A 20,263-nucleotide genomic window follows, 5' to 3' on the forward strand; every position below is an offset into this window, starting at 1 on the left:
CCGCTCCTCCAATATGTTGTCGTTCTGTTAATTTTACCATTTCCTGTGAATCAATTAAATCGTTCTCCTTTTCTCTTCCTCACGCATATGATGCAAGTAATGGCAAACATAAGGAGGAAAAATAATGGGAAGAAATAATAAGCCCAATCAAAACAATGATTCCCTAGAAATTTATGCGGCTAAGTTAGCTTATATTGGTACTGCCATTTCAACACTAGGAGATGGCCTACAGACTATTGCATCAGGTCTCGCACTAGAGGCACTTGTCAACGCTAATAAGGATACTTCTCAAAATAATAATGGAGACAGTCAGTCGAACGTTCAAATTGATACTATGCAGAAGCAAATTGATTACTTAATTAGTGAGCTGAAGCACATCAAAAAATTGTTAAAATAACCTTTACATAAAGAGATCGCACCATAAAAAGTAGTGTTGAAAGAAGACTCTCAACACTACTGTTTTTTTTCCAATTTTTTATGCGCCATCTGCACTTCAAGCAATTCTGAAACCGTCACAAATCGATAACCCTGTTTTTCAAGCTCCGGTAATATTTGCTCCAGTGCCTTCACAGTTTGTGCTCGGTTACCTCCACCATCATGGAATAACACAATATTACCTGCCTTTACTCCTTTTAATACGGTCTTCACTATTCGATTAACTCCTGGACTTTTCCAGTCAAGCGTATCCAAATGCCAGGACCACATCACCACTTTATAGCCCTCTTTGGCAATTGCATCTATCATTGCATCTGAGAATTGCCCTTCCACCGGACGGAATAATGTTGGTTTAAAGCCGGTAATACTGTAAAGAGTTGCATTGGTTTGATCAATTTCCTTCATCAAATTCGAGACATTTGTTTTTAAAGGATGCGTATAGGTGTGGTTGGCCAATTCATGCCCTTCATCGTACATTCTCGAAATAAGCTCAGGGTTTTTTTCTGCATGTTGACCGACAATGAAGAAAGTGGCTTTTGCTTGATATTTATCCAAAACATCCAGAACATCCGCTGTGTAGGTGCGATGTGGTCCATCATCAAAAGTAAGAGCAATGATTTTCTCCTCCGTTTGGATTTCCCATAGTATTTGCCCCGCTTCTTCATAATACTTTCTCCCTTTATTGTCATAAGTACTCGCCTTGACATAAAAAAATGACACCGTAACCAAACAAAGTGGCAGTAAAAACAGTAATACTTTTTTCAAATCTTCACGTCCCCCAAAATTTTTTCGTACTTTATTATTTGAGGAATTCGCAAAAAAATGCTTACGTTTCAATAAATATTAAAAATGCATTTAACATAACTGAGAGATAATGGCTGTGAAGATAGGTTTTCCAACACCACCAAAATCTTTTAAATTAAGCTCGTCCATTATAATAAGATTTCGACTATAGGCATTTTGATAACCTTCGCTTCGACCTATTAGACTTGGTCGTATGTAGACTATGGTGAAGCGTTAAACAGCTTTTTGATAAGCCATTGGAGCATTTATTCGAGTCATGATGTTCTGGCATTTTAAGAAGCTAAAAATGTAAATGTTCAATGATGCTCTGAATAATGCTCATCTTCATTTTGATAAGTTGTAAAATATCGCTAATACTACATTTGGACAAGCCATTTAAAACGGAAGCAATCAACATAAAAATGGACAAAATGACCCCGCTCAATGTTATAGAAATTGGCTTTAAACGCATAATTTGATACGCCTGCTGCCATAAAATACGGATTATATAGCCTTAGCTCTAGCTTTGTATATTGTTGATGAAAAAACAAAATAGCCCTGATAGATAGCTCGATGGCGTTTTTATGGTGAATCTGTTTATGCATTTTTTGTACAAATCGATCACAAAAATCATTATCCAATGCATCCTCAGCCCTTAACAGCCCTTCTTTTCGTTCAAAAACAGCGACCCAAACCCCTCTTTCTCTCATAAATGTTTGCTGTTTGTCCATTTACTATATGAAAGAAAGTTAGTGGTGTAGTGCGCTTAGAGGCATCTAATGACCATTTTCACAAAGAAGCTTCAGCTATAAGCGCTGTACATGGCAAAATTGTCCCTTCATTGCGTACATTAATTACCAAACGCGAACACAAGCTCCATTTCACAAACCATTTCTCCATCAACTGTTGCGAGTCCCTTCCCTTTACCGATCGAGCCTTTTATGCGTGTAATTTCAACTTCAAGTCGTAATTGATCTCCAGGTTTCACTTGTTTTTTAAAGCGACATTCATCTATTCCTGCCAGTAATCCTAGTCTTCCCTCATTGCCTTCCTTCGTCAGCATGATTACAGCGCTAACTTGGGCTAATGCCTCCACAATGAGCACACCTGGCATTACAGGATACTGAGGAAAATGTCCATTAAAAAACTCCTCATTGATGGTCACATTTTTAAGACCTACCGCACGTTCCCCTTCCTCTAATTCCACAATGCGATCTACTAAAAGGAATGGATAGCGATGTGGCAAAATTTCTTGAATTTGTTGACTAGTTAACATGAAGATACCTCCCATTTTTTAATGACCTAATTCTATCATTAAATATTATTAGTTGGTACTAATAATATCGTTACATGCATAAAAATTCCATTCAATCTGAATATACCACCTCGTTCAAATATTTTCTGAATATTTTTTCATTCCTTTTTCAATATTTCTTTATCGACAGTTCTATAGTCACTAGAATATAATATGTCATGCATTCACCCTAGAATGATTAGTTTATTAGAATAGGATGGTAAGCATGTTATCTTTTATCGCAATAGTTCTTTTATTATTTTTAATTCCAGGACCTGCAGTTATTATCACCATTACACAAACGCTAAAAAGTGGTAAGAAAAACGGCATTTACACAGCCTTAGGTATCGGCCTCGGTGACTTAGTCCATACGTTAGCAGCCGTTTTAGGTCTATCAGCTATTTTAATGCAATCTGCCACAGCCTTTGAAGTGGTGAAATATGTTGGTGTAGCTTATCTTGTATATTTAGGGATACAGATGCTTGTTACGAAACCGAAGAAAATTGAACAACCTACTGTGGAACAAAGCCCTGCGAGTACATCATTCCGCCAAGGCTTTTTAGCAGAAATACTAAATCCAAAGACGGCCTTATTTTTCCTTGCCTTTTTACCACAATTTATCCAGCATAATGAGACATCTATTACAGTCCAGCTGCTGACACTTGGCATTACTTTCGTAGTAATGAGCGCGTTGTATACTATTTTACTAGCTGTTGTGACAAGCTTTATCGGTGAAAAAATCTTTACAAAAGCAAGTGGCAGCTCCCGTTGGCTTGAAAAAACAGTTGGCTTTGTCTATATCGGTCTCGGTGTAAGACTAGCTTTGCAAACACAAAGTAAATAAATGTGACTAGAAGAACCCTCATCAGAGTTCTTCTTTTTTTTGCAGGAAATTAGGTGAAAATAGCTAATACATACTTCAAGGAGGTTTTACAATGAATCAGCGACAAGAAAATTTATTTCAACAACTACAGCATTACCGGAGCGAGTTACTACAAGTACTAGATGATGTAACAGAGGAAAAGGCCCATATCATTCCAACTGGCTTCCGCAATAATATCCGCTGGAATATGGGCCATTTATATCTTGATCAATATTTATGGATAGAGGCTCTAACGAAAGAAAAACAAGAGGAATTAAATTCTTTCGTTCACTGGTTTGGGTTCGGCACCTCACCTGATGATTTTGATGAAAATACGCCATCTTTTGAGGCATTAAAAATATTATTGGCACAGCAGCCAGAACAGCTAAAGGAACAATATGGTCATCGACTGATGGAAGAATTTTCCCCTATTGAGATGGGCATGCAAACCATTGAACAAGTGTTATGGCGGACTATTTTCCATGAGGGCATGCATATACAGGCTGTCTTAACGATTCATCGGATTCTAAAGGAGTCTCAGCAGGAAGCTTCTTAAAATCCTTTTGCCACTTAAGGGTGATTGACATCAACCAATATTCTATCTATCTTTATCAAGCAACTATAGGATTTTTATGTAAAATATAACAAGCTTATAGATCAACATAATCTATAAGCCGTGACGCCTCTTACTGTTTCGGTGTATTAGCTGTCAAAGGATTCGCATTAGCTACTAATTGAACAGGTGTTGTCGTTTGTTGGTAGCTATCCTTCTGTCCTTGACTTGATTTCCCGTAACCTTTCATAGCAGCGAACAATGCTGCACCTACTATGCCCCAAGTTAAAAACTTCACAAAAAAACCTCCTTTCACGATTAGTATTCGATTTCAAAACCGGTTTATACACTGTTAAAAATTAATAAATAGTAAACTATCACAATCGTAATTGAATTTTATGGTAAAATAAGGTCGTAAAAATAAAGGAGGATAATTTCCATGAAAAAAATCTTTACAGGCTTATTATTAACCTCTGTATTATGGACAGCTTCCCCTGCTGACGCAGCAACACCTCAGCTTATGATTGACGAAGTTGTTGTGAAAACAGATGCAGCACCTGAGGTCAAAAACAATCGTACCATGGTACCTTTGCGAGTAATTAGTGAAAATCTAGGTGCACAGGTTCAATGGAAGGATTCACAAATTACTCTTACCATGAACCAATCAACTGTTTTGTTAACATTAAACAGTCAGACCGTCATGAAAAATGGTAAGGCCGAGCACTTGGATGCAACACCATATCTTAAAAACAATCGTACTTATGTACCGCTTCGCTTTATTGCGGAAACATTCGGCAGTCAAGTTGATTACAAACAAAGTACTGTCACTATTGCCACTAAGCCATTATTATTAAACAATCAAAAAATCAAGGCCCTTCACTATGAATATCACATGACGATGGGTGGCATTATTCAAGAAATGAAGGGCAATAGCTATCATCACGCTATGTTCAAGATTTTTCAGCAAAAAGGAGCTAAAGTAGAAGCTCCTAAAGACTATTCTTGGCAATTAAATCTGGACGTACCTGGATCTTATTATAAGCTTGGACAATATGATTTTTTAAACGCTGACAATAAAAGTGTTCAGCAGTTCGATATGTACTCATTAAATCAGGCATTCCCGGATGAATTATTAGAAGGTTATCCTACTGTTCTTCTCCATGATGTTAGTAATGATAGTTGGTATATATTCTCAGATATTAACAAGGAGTCTATTCAAAAGCTTATTAATGCGGCCACTAACAACGGATTCAACAAAATTATTAGCAACACCGTTGCTTAAAAAATAACAGTAAACTAAACATATTCTGTATGAAAATGTGCAAAATATTCATATCAACGATTTATGGATGGAGGTTTGCCTCATGCAGAAATTACTGTCATTTAGTTTGGTATTATTTTTATTATTTGCTTTAGCAGCCTGTTCATCAGAGGAAGCACCGCCAAGCGAAGAAGCTGAAGCTAAAGAACAGACCGTGAATGCACAACCAAAAGAAAACCTCGACTTGTTAAATGTTGACCGAGGTTTAGCAATACACAAATAAAAAAAAAAGCGTGTTTGGACTAGACTCTAAACACGCTTTCAATATGAATTATTTTTGGATAATCTGAATAAGATTGCCACAAGTATCATCCAAGACCGCTATTGTGACCGCTCCCACTTTTGTTGGCACCATCGTAAATTCTACGCCTTTTTCTAATAATTGCTTGTATTCTTCGTGAATATCTGCTACACCAAACATCGTGGCAGGAATACCCTCAGCAAATATTCTCTTTTGGTAATCCTTTGCGGCAGGATGTTCATCCGGCTCCAGTAAAAGCTCAGTTCCTTCTAAATCATTTGGCGATACAAGCGTCAGCCATCTATGTTTTCCTAATGGTTCGTCTTCCTTTTTTACAAATCCAAGCTTTTCTGTATAAAATGACAATGCCTTTGCTTGGTCTGTTACAAAAATACTGTTCACAATAATGTTCATTTGAATAGCCTCCTCTGCTAGTTAACGCAACTTGCTTGCCTCCACCTGTTCATGTTCGTAAAATTATTCTACCCACTCTTTCAATAAGTGGCTCATTGTAAAACATAACAATTCGGTAGTTGCCCTTCCTCATGAAAGTGACAAGCCCGGTCCCCTCCAAAACAACAAGATGTTTAGCAATTGCTTGTCTCGTTATGGAAAGCTCATACTTCAAAAGTAGATGAACCGTGAGCTCATACAAGGTCATTTCATTTCGTTCACATAGTTCATCTATGATAAGCCTCCTAGTCGAGTTCGCAAGTGCTTTAAATATAGCATCTTTGTCCCATTTCATAAAACGAGTATAGACAACTTTTTTTGCCCTCTTTTTAAATTTTTTAGCGTCTATCATTTGCAAAAACACACAAAAAAAGCTGTCGCCGACACGTTTTTTAGAAAACCTGTCGAGGACAGCTAAGTCTTATAATCACCATTAAAGCACATGGCGTTAGTCGTGCACTATCACATTAAAGAAAAGCTACCAAATGGATATCTGTTGCAATGCTTATTCACTAGGGCAATTTTGCAAAATTGTACAACTGCTCATTATTCACGCTTTAGATATTCACAACATCAGCTAAAATACACCAAACCGCTAAGCCAAATAAAATGTCGTCTTGTGTTGTTATCATTATCTACATATTTGTCGTAATGCGATGCGACTATTCAATTTCTGGTATAGTGCTTGGTTTGCTGGGTTTAAACCAGCAATGTTAACGCTTATTCGTTGTCCTCCCAACTAGGAAATAATTTCCACAATTGCACCATGGACATTCAAAACGAAACAGGTATTAGTAAATCCATGTGAGTAAAAGCTCTCATGAAGAGGAACACAGCAAGCATGAGTAGAACACTCACACTGCTGTATTTTTATAAGGGTAACACCGTGGAATATTTGATTTCCCGTAACGATAAATTTGTTTGAATTCTAGAGATCCCTAACTTATTTAATTTCCGAATAAATCGATTCAATTCTTGTCGATCTCGAATGACGATTTTTAATAAGTAATCATAGGCACCTGTTAAACAATGACATTCCAATATTTCTGTCATCGTTTTTAAGCTCGTTTCCAATTCTTCTATTTCCTTCGCTTGATGGATATCCGTACTCATAAAAACATAGCACAGTAAATCAAATCCTAGTTTTTCCTGATTTAAAATAGCAACTTGCTGATCGATGTATCCTTCGTTTTCCAATCGTTTGACTCTTGTATGTGTCGCTGGTGGCGATAAGTTTACACGTCTAGCCAATTCGGCATTACTAATATGAACCTCTCTCTGCAAAATATCTAAAATTTGAAGATCCATACTGTCTAGACCTTTCGTTTTGCTATCCTCCATAGCTGTGTCCCCTTTCGATTATTTTTCGTTATGTATTTACGAAGCTATTTTTCCGAAGATTATTTTTATAAAATCACAATAACTTTAGTTTATTTCAAATAAAATCACTTTCACAAAATATTATACAGTAAATTGACAATTAATGCTATGATTCTTAGTATACATAAAGGTAAAAGAGGGTGTTACGAGCTTTGGTTAAATTGTATATAGGTCTAATGCTTATCACAAGTTTACTGTGGGGTGGAAATTTTGTTGTTGCCAAGACGCTTGTTGCACATGCATCACCTTTGACATTGACAACGGTCAGATGGTTAATTGCTGTCATTGTCCTTGTCCCTTTAGTTTGGTGGAAAGAAAAAAAATTAGTTCCTCCAAAACAAGCCATTGTTCCGTTAATGTTGATGGGGGTTACTGGGGTTGCTTTCTTTAATATCTTTCAATTTTTAGCATTGGAGCGTACGACATCTACTAATGCTGGGCTTATCTCTACTATGAATACAATATCCATTGCCCTGTTTTCGTTTGTCTTGCTTAAAGAAAAAATAACAAAGTGGCAGTTATCGGCAATGATTTTATCCTTGTTCGGAGTAGTTCTCGTTCTTTCAAAAGGAGATTGGCAGCTATTGCTGGATTTCCAGTTCAATACAGGTGATTTATGGATGTTGGCAGCCGTGTGTGTTTGGGGACTGTATTCCGTCTGTAGTAAATGGGCTATGCAAACAACCTCACCATTAATGGCTACCTTTTATGCAGGAATATTTGGTGTGCTGATGCTCCTTCCATTTACGAGCACAGATTTCACCTTCACAAATGTCAATACATCTTTCATTCTTTCCATGCTATATACGGGTATTATCTCAACCGTTGTTTGTATGGTATTTTGGAATATCGGTGTACAGAAGCTAGGCGCGACAACATCGGGGATTTTTTTAAACTTCAATCCAATTTTCACCGCCCTTCTCGCCTATTTATTTATTGGAGAAAATATGTCTTGGCTTCAGGGAATTGGTGGACTTATCGTCATTGTGGGATGCTATTTATTCACTCAGTTTAAAGCAAAAGTTCCGCAGGCGATTATATAAAGAAAAAATGCATGGCACACTGAAGTGTCATGCATTTTGTTTTACAGGCTTCTTTACAAGAACCACAAAAGAAACAGCCGTTCCTTCATGAAGCTTACTCGTAATGTGCAATCCTTGCCCGTAATGCTGTTGAAGACGAAGATGGGTATTCATTAAGCCAATGCTTCCGGATGGCTGTTGTTTTGTCTGAAGCAACTGGGACAATCGTTGTTCATCTATGCCAACACCATTGTCCGAAACCGTAATTTCAAGTTGTGATTCCCTTTCATAAATCCGAATATGGATCGTTCCCCCTTCTGTACGTTTTAAAATACCGTGCTGTAAGGCATTTTCAACTAAGGGTTGAATCGTTAATGATGGAATAAGCACATCTGTAGATGCCTCTAAATCCCATTTAACCTGAATACGATCGCCGAAGCGCTCCTGCTGAATATAGAGATAAGCTTGAATTAACGTAAGTTCATTTTCTAACGGCACAAGTGCTTCAACATTTTGAAAATTATAGGATTCTCTTAAAAAATCACTGAGTGCCTCTACTAATCTACTTGTTCGCTCACTATCCATTTCACTCAACGTTAAAATGGCATTTAACGTATTAAAAAGAAAATGAGGCTCAATTTGTGCCTGCAGCCAAGCAGCCTCCATACGATGACGCTCCTGTATAGATCGCTTCACCTTTATTAAAGCCGCTACTCGTGATCGTAGCTCTAGGGCATCGACAGGCTTGGTCACATAATCATTTGCACCTGCTAAAAAACCATTTTCAAGATCCTGGGGTTGACTACGCGCTGTCTGTAATAATACAGGTAAATCGGTGATGAAGAATTGCTTCCGAATAAGACGAACTAATTCGTACCCTGACATTTTCGGCATCATCACATCTGAAATAACTAAATCCCACTCGTGTGACTGAATACATACTAGCGCTTCTATACCACTTGTCACCGTAACAATGTCATACTGTTCATTCGCTAAAATGGTCTCAACGACCCGCAAATTAATAGGCTCATCATCCACTACCAATATACGCGGATGATTAAACTCCGTACTCTGTTCATGTTCCAAGTCAGTTTGTAAAGGTGTTATGCGCTCTGGAATCTTGCTAACACTTTGTCGTCCCTTTTCAAGTGGCTCTTGGACATTCGATTCAACCGCTAAGGGCAATGTAAATGTAAAGGTCGAGCCTTGTCCAACAATAGATTGGGCTTTCAATGTACCGCCATGCAATTCAATGAGCCGCTTACAAATGTTTAGTCCTAGCCCAAACCCTCCTTCTACCATAGTTTTACTGATCGTCCCTTGCTCATATCGTTCAAATATTCGACGCATGGTTTCATCGTCCACACCGATGCCTGTATCCGTAATGACGATGTTCGCCATTCCATTGCGTGTATAACTCGAGATTGTAATCGACCCTTCATTCGTAAATTTCACAGCATTATGCACTAAATTAAAGACAATTTGAATCACACGATTTTCATCAGCTAGCACTCTTTGAAAATCTTCAGGTATTTTCAGGACAAACTGAACAGGCTTCCCCTCAATCATAAAGCGCGCAGCATATCAAAAACACCCACAGCAATGGAATGGATGGAAACCCTACTTAGTTGTAATTGTTGTGTATTGTCTTTCAAACTTACGACATCCAGCAAATCATTTAACAACAAAGACATCCGATTACCTACGGACAGGACAGTTTCTAAATCAGTCACACTTTTTGCAGTTAACCGATTGGCTTCACGATCAAGTACCGCTTTGGACATATTGATGATGCTATGAAGTGGATTCCGTAATTCGTGAGAGGTACTTGCCAAAAATTCATCCTTAATTTTATCAGTCTCTTGCAATTTATGAGCAAGCTTCTTCGTATCGGCATGTACCTTTGCGTAATCTTTAAACCACAATGTCGCTAAACAGGCAATTGTCACCATCAAATCAAATGGATAAGAAATGACTTTAATTCCTGTAATCAGCAGCATGACATCCCAAAGGATACTATTCACAAAAGCCACTAGGCCTAATAAAATAAAGACATTACTGCGAATATCCTTGATGGATTTTCCGGTCATCAAAATCAAAGTAATCACTATGGGAGCCCCTAAAATAACCATATAAAAAGCTTGTATGGAAACAAGATAACGTATCGGTAAAGTAAAGGCTAATAGGATTGCCACCAAGCAGAAAAAAGTGTACATCCGTTTATAGTGCTGTAAATGTGCCGGTAGCCAGTGCTCTATACACTGCAATAACGAGTAGCCAATGCCTACCATAGAAAGATGGACTAATATAAATCCCCAATCATAATTGATGGGAAACCAAAATGAAAGAAGTTTATCATCACTTCCTAATAAATAATAAAACATGATATTTACGGTTAAGATCGAAAAGAATAGTAGGCGTTTATCTTTATTTCCAACTAAATAGAGGATAACAGAGTAAATGGCATGCAGGACCAAGACCACTGCCACGAATAACTGCATCGTGATGGACAATTGTGTCTCCCGATTGATCACATCTTCTTGTCCAAATTTTATAGAGCGTACAATTCCCCCATTACGAGGATCTTGAAAGTTGGCTACTTGAATGACCAGTTCGATTTCACTTTCACCATTTATCTCAAATGATGCTGTAAAGGGTATATTTTTAGCCATTGTTTGCGCTCGATTTTCACCTAGCTCTCCTGATTTCGCAATTAAGCGATCGTTTACATATATTTCTGCAGCACTGCGAATACTTGGAACTCTTAAACTAAAGGTTCTTGCCTCTTCTGTATTAACCAGTATTTTTAGTTGATAAGAGCCGTATCCAAATGGGCTTTGCTCTCCTTTCCGAAAAACGTTGTCCCAACCATCTGGGACTTGTATGTATGAGTGGTTGGAGGATTGATGATCCATCAACCACTGTGATGGATGGAAGGACCATTCGCCATCAAGTGTTAATGCATCATGTTGAAAATCAAAATCACGGACATCGATTTGCCCCTTTATTGCAGATGGTTGATCTGGCTGCGTAAATGAATGGAGCCACAACATACGAGAACCTGTTAACAACACTATAAATAATATAATGATAGCCATAATTCTATGTTTCATAGTGAATGACCATAACACCTCCTAAATCTAAAATGGTAGAGTGATTCAATAACCACCTATTTTACCAACTCAACTTATACAAAATCTGAACAACCCATTTTGCCCTAAAAAAAACAAGACAGTCTAGAGACTATCTTGATTTCCCATAAATACTATATCTTCTGCGGTGGTATGATGCCTGTAACAAGTAAGATAAAGAATACCAAACCTATCAGTACGAATAGTAGTGATGCTATAAATACAGGACCTGCTTTAAACTGAAATCGATCTCGCTCCTGGATGATGCCTGTTATGGCTCCAGATTGTGCTGCAAAAAACCTTGACATAGCTCCTCCACTACTTGTAAAGTAGAGCGTTCCTAATGTAAAGGCAGCCCCTGTGAAAAACATGACCTCAATAAATCTGACAGAAAATACGGAGGCAATCCAATAAGTTAGGACGAATTCTATCATAAATGCAATAACCATCATAATAAAATACTTTCGGTTCATTAAAAACCCCCCTCTCTTTTCAATTTACGAAAATTATTGGTAAAGGTTTCATTTTTATGAAAACGCTGTATATGTTCATCTCCAACTGGGCACGTCTGTTTCATTTTAAACATTTAGAAGAGCCGTGTATGGTCTACCATTAACTCTGCTGAAAATGAAAAAACCTTACTGTTTTGAAGGTCTTTGCTGTAGTGCACAATCCAATATTTCCTTATAAAGAATATTCCATTTGTGATAATAAAAAGCAATATCATTCGGATTTATAAACATACGTTGAGCAGATTCAAATTCTCCCTCAAATGGGAGCAGATTTGTTATCGTCATTTTGTAGAATAGTTGATAGCCAATTTTAGGGTAGGGACTATTTTTTGTCCATAATGGATTTTCACTATGGTCAACGATAATATGCCCTATCAACTTACATTCCCCTTCCACATAGCCCTCTTCCAGTGCTTCCCGTTTTAAGCAATCCTCTGGGCTTTCACCCGGTTCAATATGTCCTCCTGGAAAATCCCATCCTCGATGATTTACATCCACCAATACTAATTGATCCCCTTGAAAACAAAAGCCGTGAACACTTGTTATTAGATGATGTGGGGGCAATAAGTTATTTTTTTCCCAAGTTAATTTAACGATGGATTCTCCCCAATTCACATAAGTGGTTGTCAATTATTTCCTCCTAAAATAATAATCTCTCTTACTGATACTTATTTAATAGTTCTACTGGAATATGACAATAATCGTTTGGACACCTCGCTAACCTATCTTGATGTTCCTCTGCGCTTCTTACATAATTTGTAAGAGGTAATACTTCAACAACAATCAAATCATAATCATTTCTCTTACAAAGAAACGCCTGTGCCTCAAGTAAGTGTTCCGGATTTTCACTATAAACGCCGGTTCTGTATTTCTCGCCTACATCCTGTCCTTGTTTATTCAAACTGTAAGGATCAATCATTTCAAAAAAATACCCCATTAATTCCCTGATGGATACAACGGACGGATCAAATCCTGTTTTTACACATTCGGCATACCCATCGTAATCACTCTCAAGTGTAAAACTTGTTCCGTTGGCTCTTCCTGCCTCTGTAAACACAACGCCTGGTAACGTTTTTATAAAAGCTTGAACTCCCCATAAGCAACCACCTGCAAAGTATACTACTTCCAATCTCATTCCCCCCCTTTTTAGTAAAAAATAGTCCCATCTATATTTTTGTAAGAAATTCCTAAATTTTTATTCCATACTACCATGAAATTGCACCAAATTACAGGCAATTTTCTCTCAACATAAAAGGACCAGGATACCCACTATGTTGGGAAACCTGGTCCTTTTGTGAAAAAGTGAAGCTTACTACTTTGCTTTAGTTTTGTATCCTACTATTACAGTAGTTGTTTTCATCCTGAAAAAGTTACAGCTTATCTAAACATTCTATTAAGAACTTTTTGATTATCATCTAAATGCTTCCCTCGAACATAAGTGAAGAAGACCGACGAAATTAAAGTTTGCTATAATCCACAAGACATAGTCCAGAACATTCAGCATACTTTTTAAAATATGTATTTCCCTACACCTACACTTGTACATACTCCTTCCCTTTATAAATACTTCGTTATCATTCTATTTACTAATGCCTAGCAGCATAAATCGTCCATCTCCATATGATTCAAAAAAGAAGGGAAAACGTAGAAATACAATTAGCTTCATCACCGTTAATTTGTCGCTAGCCAATGCAATAAAGTTTATTTCCACTAAAGATTGACTTATGAAGTTGCTAATGCTAAATTTACTAAAGCAGTAATTTAGTAAATTACTAAATCCAAATGATAAGGAGTTTTTTTCATGAACATCCCCACACATTTAAAACATAAACCCGTAATTGTTGCCGAAAACTATGCCAATATCGATGGACGTACAGCCTATCAAACTGATGCTCAAGGGCTTTCTCTCGGCTTAGCTCAGTGGAATGACAGAGGCAAGGTGGATATTTCAGCAAAGGTTTGGCGTCATACAGGTGGCAAATGGTCTCGTCAATCAGAAGAGCTTCCCCTACATCGTGTGCTTGACCTTGCTATTTTAGTCTGTGAGGCGCAACTTCATTTTAAAGAGGCCTATCGCTATGAGCATTTATATGATGAAGAAAACCCCGTGATTAAGCGTGTAGGCTTACAGGGCGATGCCATGACTGTGGAGGTTTGTACAGAAAATGAGCAAATCCATGAAGATATTCAGCTCTTTCAGCAAGCGTTAAATAATGATGGTGAGCTAATCGGTGAACGACTACGCACATTGTCACGAATCTTAAAAGAAATGGGTTATTAAAACTCAAGAGGAACATAATGATGAATGCACAAATGTTACAAGACGATCAAAAGCTTCGGAAGGCCTTTTTAAATTTTTTAATTCCGGTTATGTTGGCAAATGTCCTACAATCCGTTGGGCAGGTTTTTGCCATGTTTTTAGTGGGGCGTAATTTGGGTGTCGATGCATTAGCAGCGATTTCAGCCTTTTTTCCATTTTTCTTCTTTTTAATGGCATTTGCCATTGGTATTGGATCAGGTAGCTCCATCTTAGTGGGGCAAACCTTCGGGGCTGGTAATCATGCTAGGATGAAGGAGGTTGTTGGTGTAACGCTCGCCTTCACAACGATTTTATCCATTGTTGTGGCAATCTTTGGTGGCTTTTTTATTGAATGGATTTTACGTTTTATGCAAACACCGGCTAATATATTAGATATGAGTATTAGCTATGCCCAAATTTTATTCTTCACGTTACCAATTATGTTCTGGTATATGGTGTATACAACCTTTATGCGTGGAGTTGGTGATTCGAAAACACCATTCCTATTTTTAGTAATCAGTGTTGTGTTAAATATCGCCTTCCTTCCTCCATTACTGTTCGGTTGGTTTGGCCTGCCTGCATTTGGCTTAAATGGCGCTGCTTATGCGTCTGTGCTATCAAACCTAGTAACAATGATTCTGTTACTGGCATATTTGCATAAAACCAAGCATTTACTCCGTTTAGACAAATCTATTTTACAGCATTTTAAATTAAAGAAAGATATTTTAGCTTCATTATTAAAGCTAGCGATTCCATCTAGTATTAGTATGGTTGCTATATCTGTGGCAGAAATAGCTGTCATAGGCTTTGTTAACGTTTATGGCTCCAATGCAACTGCAGCTTATGGTGTTGTGAATCAGGTGGCTAGTTATGCACAGGTACCTGCGATGAGTATTGCTATTGCCACATCTGTATTTGTCGCTCAAGCATTAGGAGCGAATTCTACAGAAATGATTAAAAAAATTCGCCAAATGGGTGTTCGTATTAACTATCTTTTAGGTGGTGCGATTATACTTATCATGTATCTATTTGCTGAGCCAATTTTGGCCTTTTTTATCGATTCACATGATACTGTACTCATTGCCAAAAATTATTTATATATCGCCTTTTGGAGTTATTTAATTTTCGGTCATACACAAACGGTTTCAGCTACGATGCGTGCAACAGGCGTCGTTTTATGGCCTACAATTTTCTTAGTTATTACTATTTGGGTAGTTCAGGTACCGTTAGCGTTCCTATTATCCCACCACACTTCACTAGACTTAAATGGTGTATGGCTCGCCTACCCAATTACCTTCTGTGTACATTTCATTATGCAATATACCTACTTCAAGCTAGGCTGGCAAAAACGAACATTAAAAGCAATGCTTAACGATTAAAGGATTGAGGACATGAAAAGAGCTCATGTCCTTTTTTCTATAAACACAAAATGACCAGGTGCTCGTCAGTGAGCCCTGGTCATCTTGTGAAAAGTGAATTTTACTACCTTGCTTTAGTTTTTTGTATTCTACTAATGAATTAGGCGTATATCGTTTAAAAAAGTTACAAATAAAAAAATATTTTTTTCATCTTCTTCGATTTATTTTACCCCAAGGTTTAATAGACAATTAAAACATATTGAATTACCCTACTTTTTTTTATAAAAACACCACCTTTTGTCCAAGCTATTATTATAAAATAGCTACTTGAGAGTGGAGAAACCATGAAAACAACCTTCAAATTTATAGTGATGATTTTTCTTACAACCCTGCTCGCAGGTTGCTGGGATATTACAGAGCCACAAAGAATGTACTATATCAATGCAGTCGGTGTTGATTACGTTAATGATGAATATGAGGTCTATTTACAAATTATTAATTTTGCAGATGTCGCTAAATCCATTCAACCCAGGTCAAATACTGAACCTGCTGAAATTGGTCATGCCAAGGGAAAAACCATAGAAGAAGCTATCTACAAATTGTACCGATCGTCTGACCAGCAAATTTTTTGGGGGCATATGAGATATATTATCTTCTCAGAGAGAGCCATGGAAAATGAGCGGTTTATCCCAGTTATTGATACGTTTATTCGCTTTCGAGATACAAGATATCAAATTTGGATGTATTGCACAAAGGAATCAGTGAACGATGTCCTCCTTGTCTCACCAATATTAAAAAATTCACTGTCTTCTTCAAAACTAAGTAATCCAATCAACCCAACAGAACAAGAAACGTTTATTGAACCAAAAAATTTACGAGAAATCGTTATTGGGTTAAATGAGCCAAACCACGAAGTGACTGTACCTTATGTCTCCATCAAAAAAGATTGGCAAACGGTCGATGAAAAGGTAGAAGAAACGTATTTTTCAGGTGTCGGTATTTTGTCGAAAGACGGCGTAAAAGGTTTTTTGAAGGATGAGGCTGCTAGAGGTAATCAATGGATGCATAATTACACAAACCGAGGTGAAATCACCTTTAAATTAAGAACTGACGGTAACGAGGAGTTGACCGTTAGTATTAATAAATTACAAGTAGAAAAAATACCTATTGTAAATAAAGAGGATGTTTATTTTGATGTGGAATTAAAACTTCATGCAACCGTCCAAGGCTTTAAAGGGAAAGTCAGCGAAAAGGAATTGAAAAAACAAATTATTCAGGAAGTGAAAAAGGAAATCAGAGAAACCTATACGGAGGGATTAAAATTAGATGTAGATATTTTTCGATTATCAGAGGTACTCTATCGAGATAACGTCAAAGCATGGAGAAAAATAGAAAAAGAAGGAAAAATTCCTTTACAAGAGAACTCTATTCGTAAAATATCTATTGATGTTCAGCAAATAAATCCAGGACGCAAAACGTTTTCAGAAATCATTAAAGTTAAAAGACAGGGTTCTCCTGAATAAAAAACGCTTGGGAGCCAAGCGTTTTTTTTATAAGTGAAATTGCTCTTGGACTATTTTTGCTACATCTTCCGCACTTAAATTTGTGCTGTCTATCTTTATATAGTTTGGGAATTGGATTTCGTCCTCTAAAGAGTTCAATCTGTTTTTCTCTATTGAGGTTAACAAGTCATTTTCAGACCAAATAAGGTCCCTTTTTGAAGGCTTATGCTTCAGTCTATTCGAGCCTTTATTGCGATGCAGTCTTTCTTCTAAAGCAGCCTCAAGCTCTACATAGTATACCTTGCCCCCTTTGGATTCAAAAAGCTCAGTAACCCCCTTTACATAATCCCAATCGTCTTGAACATCGAACGCCCAAACAAATGTGAAAATTAATCCATATAAATGACTAGCTGAAACTTCTTTGAAAATCTCCTGTCGAAATAAATTGACTAATCTCTTCCCCTCTTTCGTACCGTAGTCAAAGAAATGACTAACTAAATCAATTGTCATATGATTATGAAATAGCTTTAAATTAGTTATTTTGGCTAATTCCTGCCCAACTGTCATTTTCCCAACAGCTTGAGGACCAAATATAAGGACAAATTTCATTTGTTACCTCCTAGAAAATGCTCTTAATTTTTGAGTATAAAATAATTTTCACAGCAAATAATAGTTGTAAATAGTTCTAATCGAGGTGAAAAATAAATGGAACATTTCCCACTAATACATACGAACTTTTGGGATGCCGTCATCGCTGTTCCAGTGGTGATGATGCTAACACAGTTGATGAAAAAGCTATGCCATATTAAACCTTTTTGGGTTCCCTTCATCGCTTTAGTTATCGGCTTACTCATTTCCGTCTTCATCAGCCATCGCCACCACCTGTTAGCTGGCTTGTTTATGGGCTGGTTTTATGGCTATGCAGCTATTGGTAGTTATGCTTCCTTGAAAACCTCTTATATTACATATAAGCAGAAAAAACTAAAAAAACAAAATCGGTTTTCCCCTTAAATTTGTTAGGGACTACGTACAATTCAAAGTTCTTAAATTAAAAATAACCCCTCTTCTATCCCTCTCATCATATCGATTGCTCCATTTGATTGATTGGAACAGATCACTACCTTGAAAGAGGATTCTGGATAATATGCCGAGTGGAAGCATACTCCAGGATCGTACCCCATAACATGATATTTCAAAATAGATTGATGACTATTTTTCTTAATCCAGATGCCATGTCCATAACCACTACTTTCACTCATTTCTACATGTGCTAATAGAAGTTGCTTCGTTAAAGCTTCATTTAGTAGTTCAAAGTTCATCAGAGCACATCCCATAACTTCGCCATATCACCTACTGTGACAAATGCTCCCCCATCAGAACCACCTTTGACAGGTAATGAGTAGATATTTGTTTTCCATGTACCATCTGCATTGTCGATATAGCCTAAGGCCGTGTTAGAAGGTAGAGCGTCCAATGAGAAATAGCCAGATTCCGTCATCTTTACACGATCAAAAATAAATTGTTGAATGTAATCTGAAAAGACCATACCTGATATATGCTCAACAATTAATCCTAATAAAATATAACCTGCATTATTGTAGTGAAATCTAGCACCTACTTGATATTTCATAGGACGATTTTGGAATAAAGGTAAAAAATCACTCAATGTTCGAAGCTGATACATTGGATTTTCAATCCACAACTCTTCAAAATCATCCATTTCCTCCTCATCAAAATAATCTGATATCCCTGATGTATGCGTCAGTAAATGATTAATCGTTATTTCCTTATCAAAATGTGGAAATGACTGATTGAGACATTCACATAGTTTAGTGTCAAAAGAAAGTTCTTCTTGTTCTATTAGCTGACAAATAGCTATTGCAGTAAAAATCTTACAGCCAGAGGCAATACCAAAACGAGTTTTTGCATGATTTTTGATTTCCTCAGAACGATTTGCATACCCAAAACTTTGGTTGACTACGATACCCTGCTTTGGATTCTCTACAAGCACGGTACCTGAAAAATTAATCTTCTGTTGAATGTCCAGTATGATGTTATCTAAATTTGTATTCATCCACTTTCTCCTAATTTAATTAAATTTTTTTTAAATAACTGTTCACTACCGCACCATAAATTTCCCCATAACGATGACGTTTCACATTGTTCTCTCTTAAGGATAAGGTAAAGGGACCAATTACTAACACTCCGAAAATCTTTTTTTTAATAGATGCCGCTCCTTTCTTCCCTATGTAGATGGATAATTTATGACGTATTTAATTGAAAGCTGTATGCTACAATGTAGGACCCGTTAATAGGCAGGCAAACCGCTCCACACCTGGGTATTTTTCTCCTAAACTTGTCATGTGAAATCCTATCTTTTTATAAAAAATCACAGCATCTCTATCCGTTTCGGCATAAATGGAAGAAAATGAATGATGATGGTGAATAGACTGAACCATCCTACGCCCAATTCCTTTCCCACGATGCGCTGGCGATACGGCTATATGTTTAATGACACACGGATGTGCATCACCTATTTCAATTCCTATACAGCCAACAAGTTCTTGATCCATGTAATAGCCATATAAATTTCTATGCCAGGGAATGTACATACAAATCATATGCCTGATCCACCTTTGCTTTGGATGTGGCATAGGATAATAATACTTTCACTGCGGGTTGAATAGGATAAGATTGAATAATTTCCAATGCACTCTACCTTTCTATTATGGTTATACAGATAGACCTTGTTTTATTTCATAAAAGCGTTGGGATGGATGAATTATCCCTACTCCCTTAATAAGGATATAGTCGAGGCATGTTATACGTTGTTTCTTTTTTTCCACAACACTAAAACAAACATTAGTAGAAATAAAAAAGTCATGCCGATCATAATCACTGAAAGTGGATCAACAATCATAAAATAGCTGTCTCTTACCTGATAGCTGCTACTCATGGTAAACCTCCTATTTCATAAGTGATATGTATGTGTTTCTTATTCTTGTACCAAGAAATAACGAATGATTGCGGTGTTTGTAGGTTTCTGCACTAATTTGCACGATACGTATCTCCTATTTTATATTATCCATCCAAATAATGGTATGTTATATTACTTAA

25 protein-coding genes and 1 pseudogene are annotated in these 20,263 nt (G+C 37.0%); 10 read left to right on the forward strand and 16 right to left on the reverse strand.

All coding sequences use genetic code 11. The features are described 5' to 3' along the window. Positions 1–124 precede the first annotated feature (124 nt). Entirely contained in the window at positions 125–397 is a 273-nt protein-coding gene (locus ACP3VS_RS17005) for a hypothetical protein (RefSeq protein WP_012294394.1), read from the forward strand. A 56-nt stretch (positions 398–453) separates the two neighbouring features. On the opposite strand, the gene ACP3VS_RS17010 is transcribed toward ACP3VS_RS17005, so the two are convergent. The 3 genes from ACP3VS_RS17010 to fabZ form a co-directional block, all read right to left on the reverse strand. Further along, positions 454–1,200 carry a polysaccharide deacetylase family protein gene (locus ACP3VS_RS17010; protein WP_031418169.1) on the reverse strand — a complete coding sequence of 249 codons (747 nt, stop codon included), beginning with the start codon at positions 1,198–1,200 and terminating at the stop codon, positions 454–456. 395 nt (positions 1,201–1,595) lie between these two features. Continuing rightward, on the reverse strand, positions 1,596–1,928 hold the full coding sequence (locus ACP3VS_RS17015) for a hypothetical protein (protein ID WP_031418168.1): 333 nt from the start codon (positions 1,926–1,928) through the stop codon (positions 1,596–1,598). A gap of 140 nt (positions 1,929–2,068) precedes the next feature. After that, a complete protein-coding gene (fabZ, locus tag ACP3VS_RS17020; RefSeq protein WP_031418167.1) occupies positions 2,069–2,494 on the reverse strand; it encodes a 3-hydroxyacyl-ACP dehydratase FabZ in 426 nt (141 codons plus the stop codon). Positions 2,495–2,738: 244 nt separating this feature from the next. Here fabZ and ACP3VS_RS17025 point away from each other — a divergent pair, with 244 nt between their 5' ends. Then, a complete protein-coding gene (locus ACP3VS_RS17025; RefSeq protein ID WP_012294389.1) occupies positions 2,739–3,356 on the forward strand; it encodes a LysE family translocator in 618 nt (205 codons plus the stop codon). 91 nt (positions 3,357–3,447) lie between these two features. Continuing rightward, entirely contained in the window at positions 3,448–3,930 is a 483-nt protein-coding gene (locus tag ACP3VS_RS17030) for a DinB family protein (protein ID WP_012294388.1), read from the forward strand. 130 nt (positions 3,931–4,060) lie between these two features. On the opposite strand, the gene ACP3VS_RS17035 is transcribed toward ACP3VS_RS17030, so the two are convergent. Continuing rightward, a complete protein-coding gene (locus tag ACP3VS_RS17035; RefSeq protein ID WP_171821090.1) occupies positions 4,061–4,225 on the reverse strand; it encodes a hypothetical protein in 165 nt (54 codons plus the stop codon). A 141-nt stretch (positions 4,226–4,366) separates the two neighbouring features. Between ACP3VS_RS17035 and ACP3VS_RS17040 the strand changes: the two genes are divergently transcribed. Both ACP3VS_RS17040 and ACP3VS_RS17045 read left to right on the forward strand, forming a co-directional pair. Next, a complete protein-coding gene (locus tag ACP3VS_RS17040; protein WP_031418166.1) occupies positions 4,367–5,209 on the forward strand; it encodes a copper amine oxidase N-terminal domain-containing protein in 843 nt (280 codons plus the stop codon). An 82-nt stretch (positions 5,210–5,291) separates the two neighbouring features. Then, positions 5,292–5,471 (forward strand): hypothetical protein, encoded by a 180-nt coding sequence (locus ACP3VS_RS17045; RefSeq protein ID WP_031418165.1) that lies wholly within the window; start codon positions 5,292–5,294, stop codon positions 5,469–5,471. 48 nt (positions 5,472–5,519) lie between these two features. Here the strand turns inward: ACP3VS_RS17045 and ACP3VS_RS17050 are convergent, their stop codons facing one another. The 3 genes from ACP3VS_RS17050 to ACP3VS_RS17060 form a co-directional block, all read right to left on the reverse strand. Continuing rightward, positions 5,520–5,903, reverse strand: a complete 384-nt coding sequence (locus tag ACP3VS_RS17050) for a VOC family protein (RefSeq protein WP_012294384.1) — start codon at positions 5,901–5,903, stop codon at positions 5,520–5,522. Positions 5,904–5,952: 49 nt separating this feature from the next. Beyond that, on the reverse strand, positions 5,953–6,237 hold the full coding sequence (locus ACP3VS_RS17055; RefSeq protein ID WP_375142630.1) for an ArsR/SmtB family transcription factor: 285 nt from the start codon (positions 6,235–6,237) through the stop codon (positions 5,953–5,955). Between the two features lie 575 nt (positions 6,238–6,812). Beyond that, on the reverse strand, positions 6,813–7,283 hold the full coding sequence (locus ACP3VS_RS17060; RefSeq protein WP_012294382.1) for an Lrp/AsnC family transcriptional regulator: 471 nt from the start codon (positions 7,281–7,283) through the stop codon (positions 6,813–6,815). 215 nt (positions 7,284–7,498) lie between these two features. Between ACP3VS_RS17060 and ACP3VS_RS17065 the strand changes: the two genes are divergently transcribed. Then, complete coding sequence (locus tag ACP3VS_RS17065; protein ID WP_012294381.1) at positions 7,499–8,365, forward strand: DMT family transporter; 867 nt, start codon at positions 7,499–7,501, stop codon at positions 8,363–8,365. A 27-nt stretch (positions 8,366–8,392) separates the two neighbouring features. Here the strand turns inward: ACP3VS_RS17065 and ACP3VS_RS17070 are convergent, their stop codons facing one another. The 5 genes from ACP3VS_RS17070 to ACP3VS_RS17090 form a co-directional block, all read right to left on the reverse strand. Continuing rightward, a complete protein-coding gene (locus tag ACP3VS_RS17070; RefSeq protein WP_426389335.1) occupies positions 8,393–9,913 on the reverse strand; it encodes an ATP-binding response regulator in 1,521 nt (506 codons plus the stop codon). Next, positions 9,910–11,457, reverse strand: a complete 1,548-nt coding sequence (locus ACP3VS_RS17075; RefSeq protein WP_426389336.1) for a histidine kinase dimerization/phospho-acceptor domain-containing protein — start codon at positions 11,455–11,457, stop codon at positions 9,910–9,912. Before ACP3VS_RS17075 ends, ACP3VS_RS17070 begins: the two co-directional genes overlap by 4 nt. Positions 11,458–11,609: 152 nt before the next feature. Beyond that, the gene (locus tag ACP3VS_RS17080) at positions 11,610–11,948 is read right to left on the reverse strand and encodes a hypothetical protein (RefSeq protein ID WP_036161603.1); all 339 of its coding nucleotides are present in this window, start codon (positions 11,946–11,948) and stop codon (positions 11,610–11,612) included. A gap of 165 nt (positions 11,949–12,113) precedes the next feature. Then, positions 12,114–12,617, reverse strand: coding sequence for an NUDIX hydrolase (locus tag ACP3VS_RS17085; protein WP_198695970.1), 504 nt, complete (start codon positions 12,615–12,617; stop codon positions 12,114–12,116). Between the two features lie 28 nt (positions 12,618–12,645). Next, entirely contained in the window at positions 12,646–13,116 is a 471-nt protein-coding gene (locus ACP3VS_RS17090; protein ID WP_036161596.1) for a peptide-methionine (S)-S-oxide reductase, read from the reverse strand. A gap of 672 nt (positions 13,117–13,788) precedes the next feature. Here ACP3VS_RS17090 and ACP3VS_RS17095 point away from each other — a divergent pair. The 3 genes from ACP3VS_RS17095 to ACP3VS_RS17105 all read left to right on the forward strand — a co-directional run bounded on the left by ACP3VS_RS17095 (position 13,789) and on the right by ACP3VS_RS17105 (position 17,167). Then, positions 13,789–14,268, forward strand: coding sequence for a DUF6530 family protein (locus ACP3VS_RS17095; RefSeq protein WP_012294376.1), 480 nt, complete (start codon positions 13,789–13,791; stop codon positions 14,266–14,268). A 17-nt stretch (positions 14,269–14,285) separates the two neighbouring features. Beyond that, positions 14,286–15,665, forward strand: a complete 1,380-nt coding sequence (locus tag ACP3VS_RS17100; protein ID WP_012294375.1) for an MATE family efflux transporter — start codon at positions 14,286–14,288, stop codon at positions 15,663–15,665. A gap of 323 nt (positions 15,666–15,988) precedes the next feature. Further along, positions 15,989–17,167, forward strand: coding sequence for a Ger(x)C family spore germination protein (locus ACP3VS_RS17105; RefSeq protein WP_012294374.1), 1,179 nt, complete (start codon positions 15,989–15,991; stop codon positions 17,165–17,167). 27 nt (positions 17,168–17,194) lie between these two features. Here the strand turns inward: ACP3VS_RS17105 and ACP3VS_RS17110 are convergent, their stop codons facing one another. Beyond that, positions 17,195–17,755, reverse strand: coding sequence for an AAA family ATPase (locus ACP3VS_RS17110; RefSeq protein ID WP_197149017.1), 561 nt, complete (start codon positions 17,753–17,755; stop codon positions 17,195–17,197). 96 nt (positions 17,756–17,851) lie between these two features. On the opposite strand from ACP3VS_RS17110, the gene ACP3VS_RS17115 reads away from it, so the two are divergent. Continuing rightward, positions 17,852–18,157 (forward strand): hypothetical protein, encoded by a 306-nt coding sequence (locus tag ACP3VS_RS17115; protein ID WP_012294372.1) that lies wholly within the window; start codon positions 17,852–17,854, stop codon positions 18,155–18,157. A gap of 32 nt (positions 18,158–18,189) precedes the next feature. Here ACP3VS_RS17115 and ACP3VS_RS17120 read toward each other — a convergent pair. The 3 genes and pseudogenes from ACP3VS_RS17120 to ACP3VS_RS17130 all read right to left on the reverse strand — a co-directional run bounded on the left by ACP3VS_RS17120 (position 18,190) and on the right by ACP3VS_RS17130 (position 20,102). Then, positions 18,190–19,220: pseudogene (locus tag ACP3VS_RS17120) on the reverse strand (serine hydrolase domain-containing protein). A gap of 217 nt (positions 19,221–19,437) precedes the next feature. Continuing rightward, positions 19,438–19,767, reverse strand: a complete 330-nt coding sequence (locus ACP3VS_RS17125) for a GNAT family N-acetyltransferase (protein WP_426389340.1) — start codon at positions 19,765–19,767, stop codon at positions 19,438–19,440. A 200-nt stretch (positions 19,768–19,967) separates the two neighbouring features. Continuing rightward, on the reverse strand, positions 19,968–20,102 hold the full coding sequence (locus ACP3VS_RS17130) for a hypothetical protein (protein WP_257216129.1): 135 nt from the start codon (positions 20,100–20,102) through the stop codon (positions 19,968–19,970). Positions 20,103–20,263: the final 161 nt, after the last annotated feature.

The organism is Lysinibacillus sp. VIII_CA, assembly GCF_049943995.1.
GTDB classification, from domain to species: Bacteria; Bacillota; Bacilli; order Bacillales_A; family Planococcaceae; genus Lysinibacillus; species Lysinibacillus pinottii.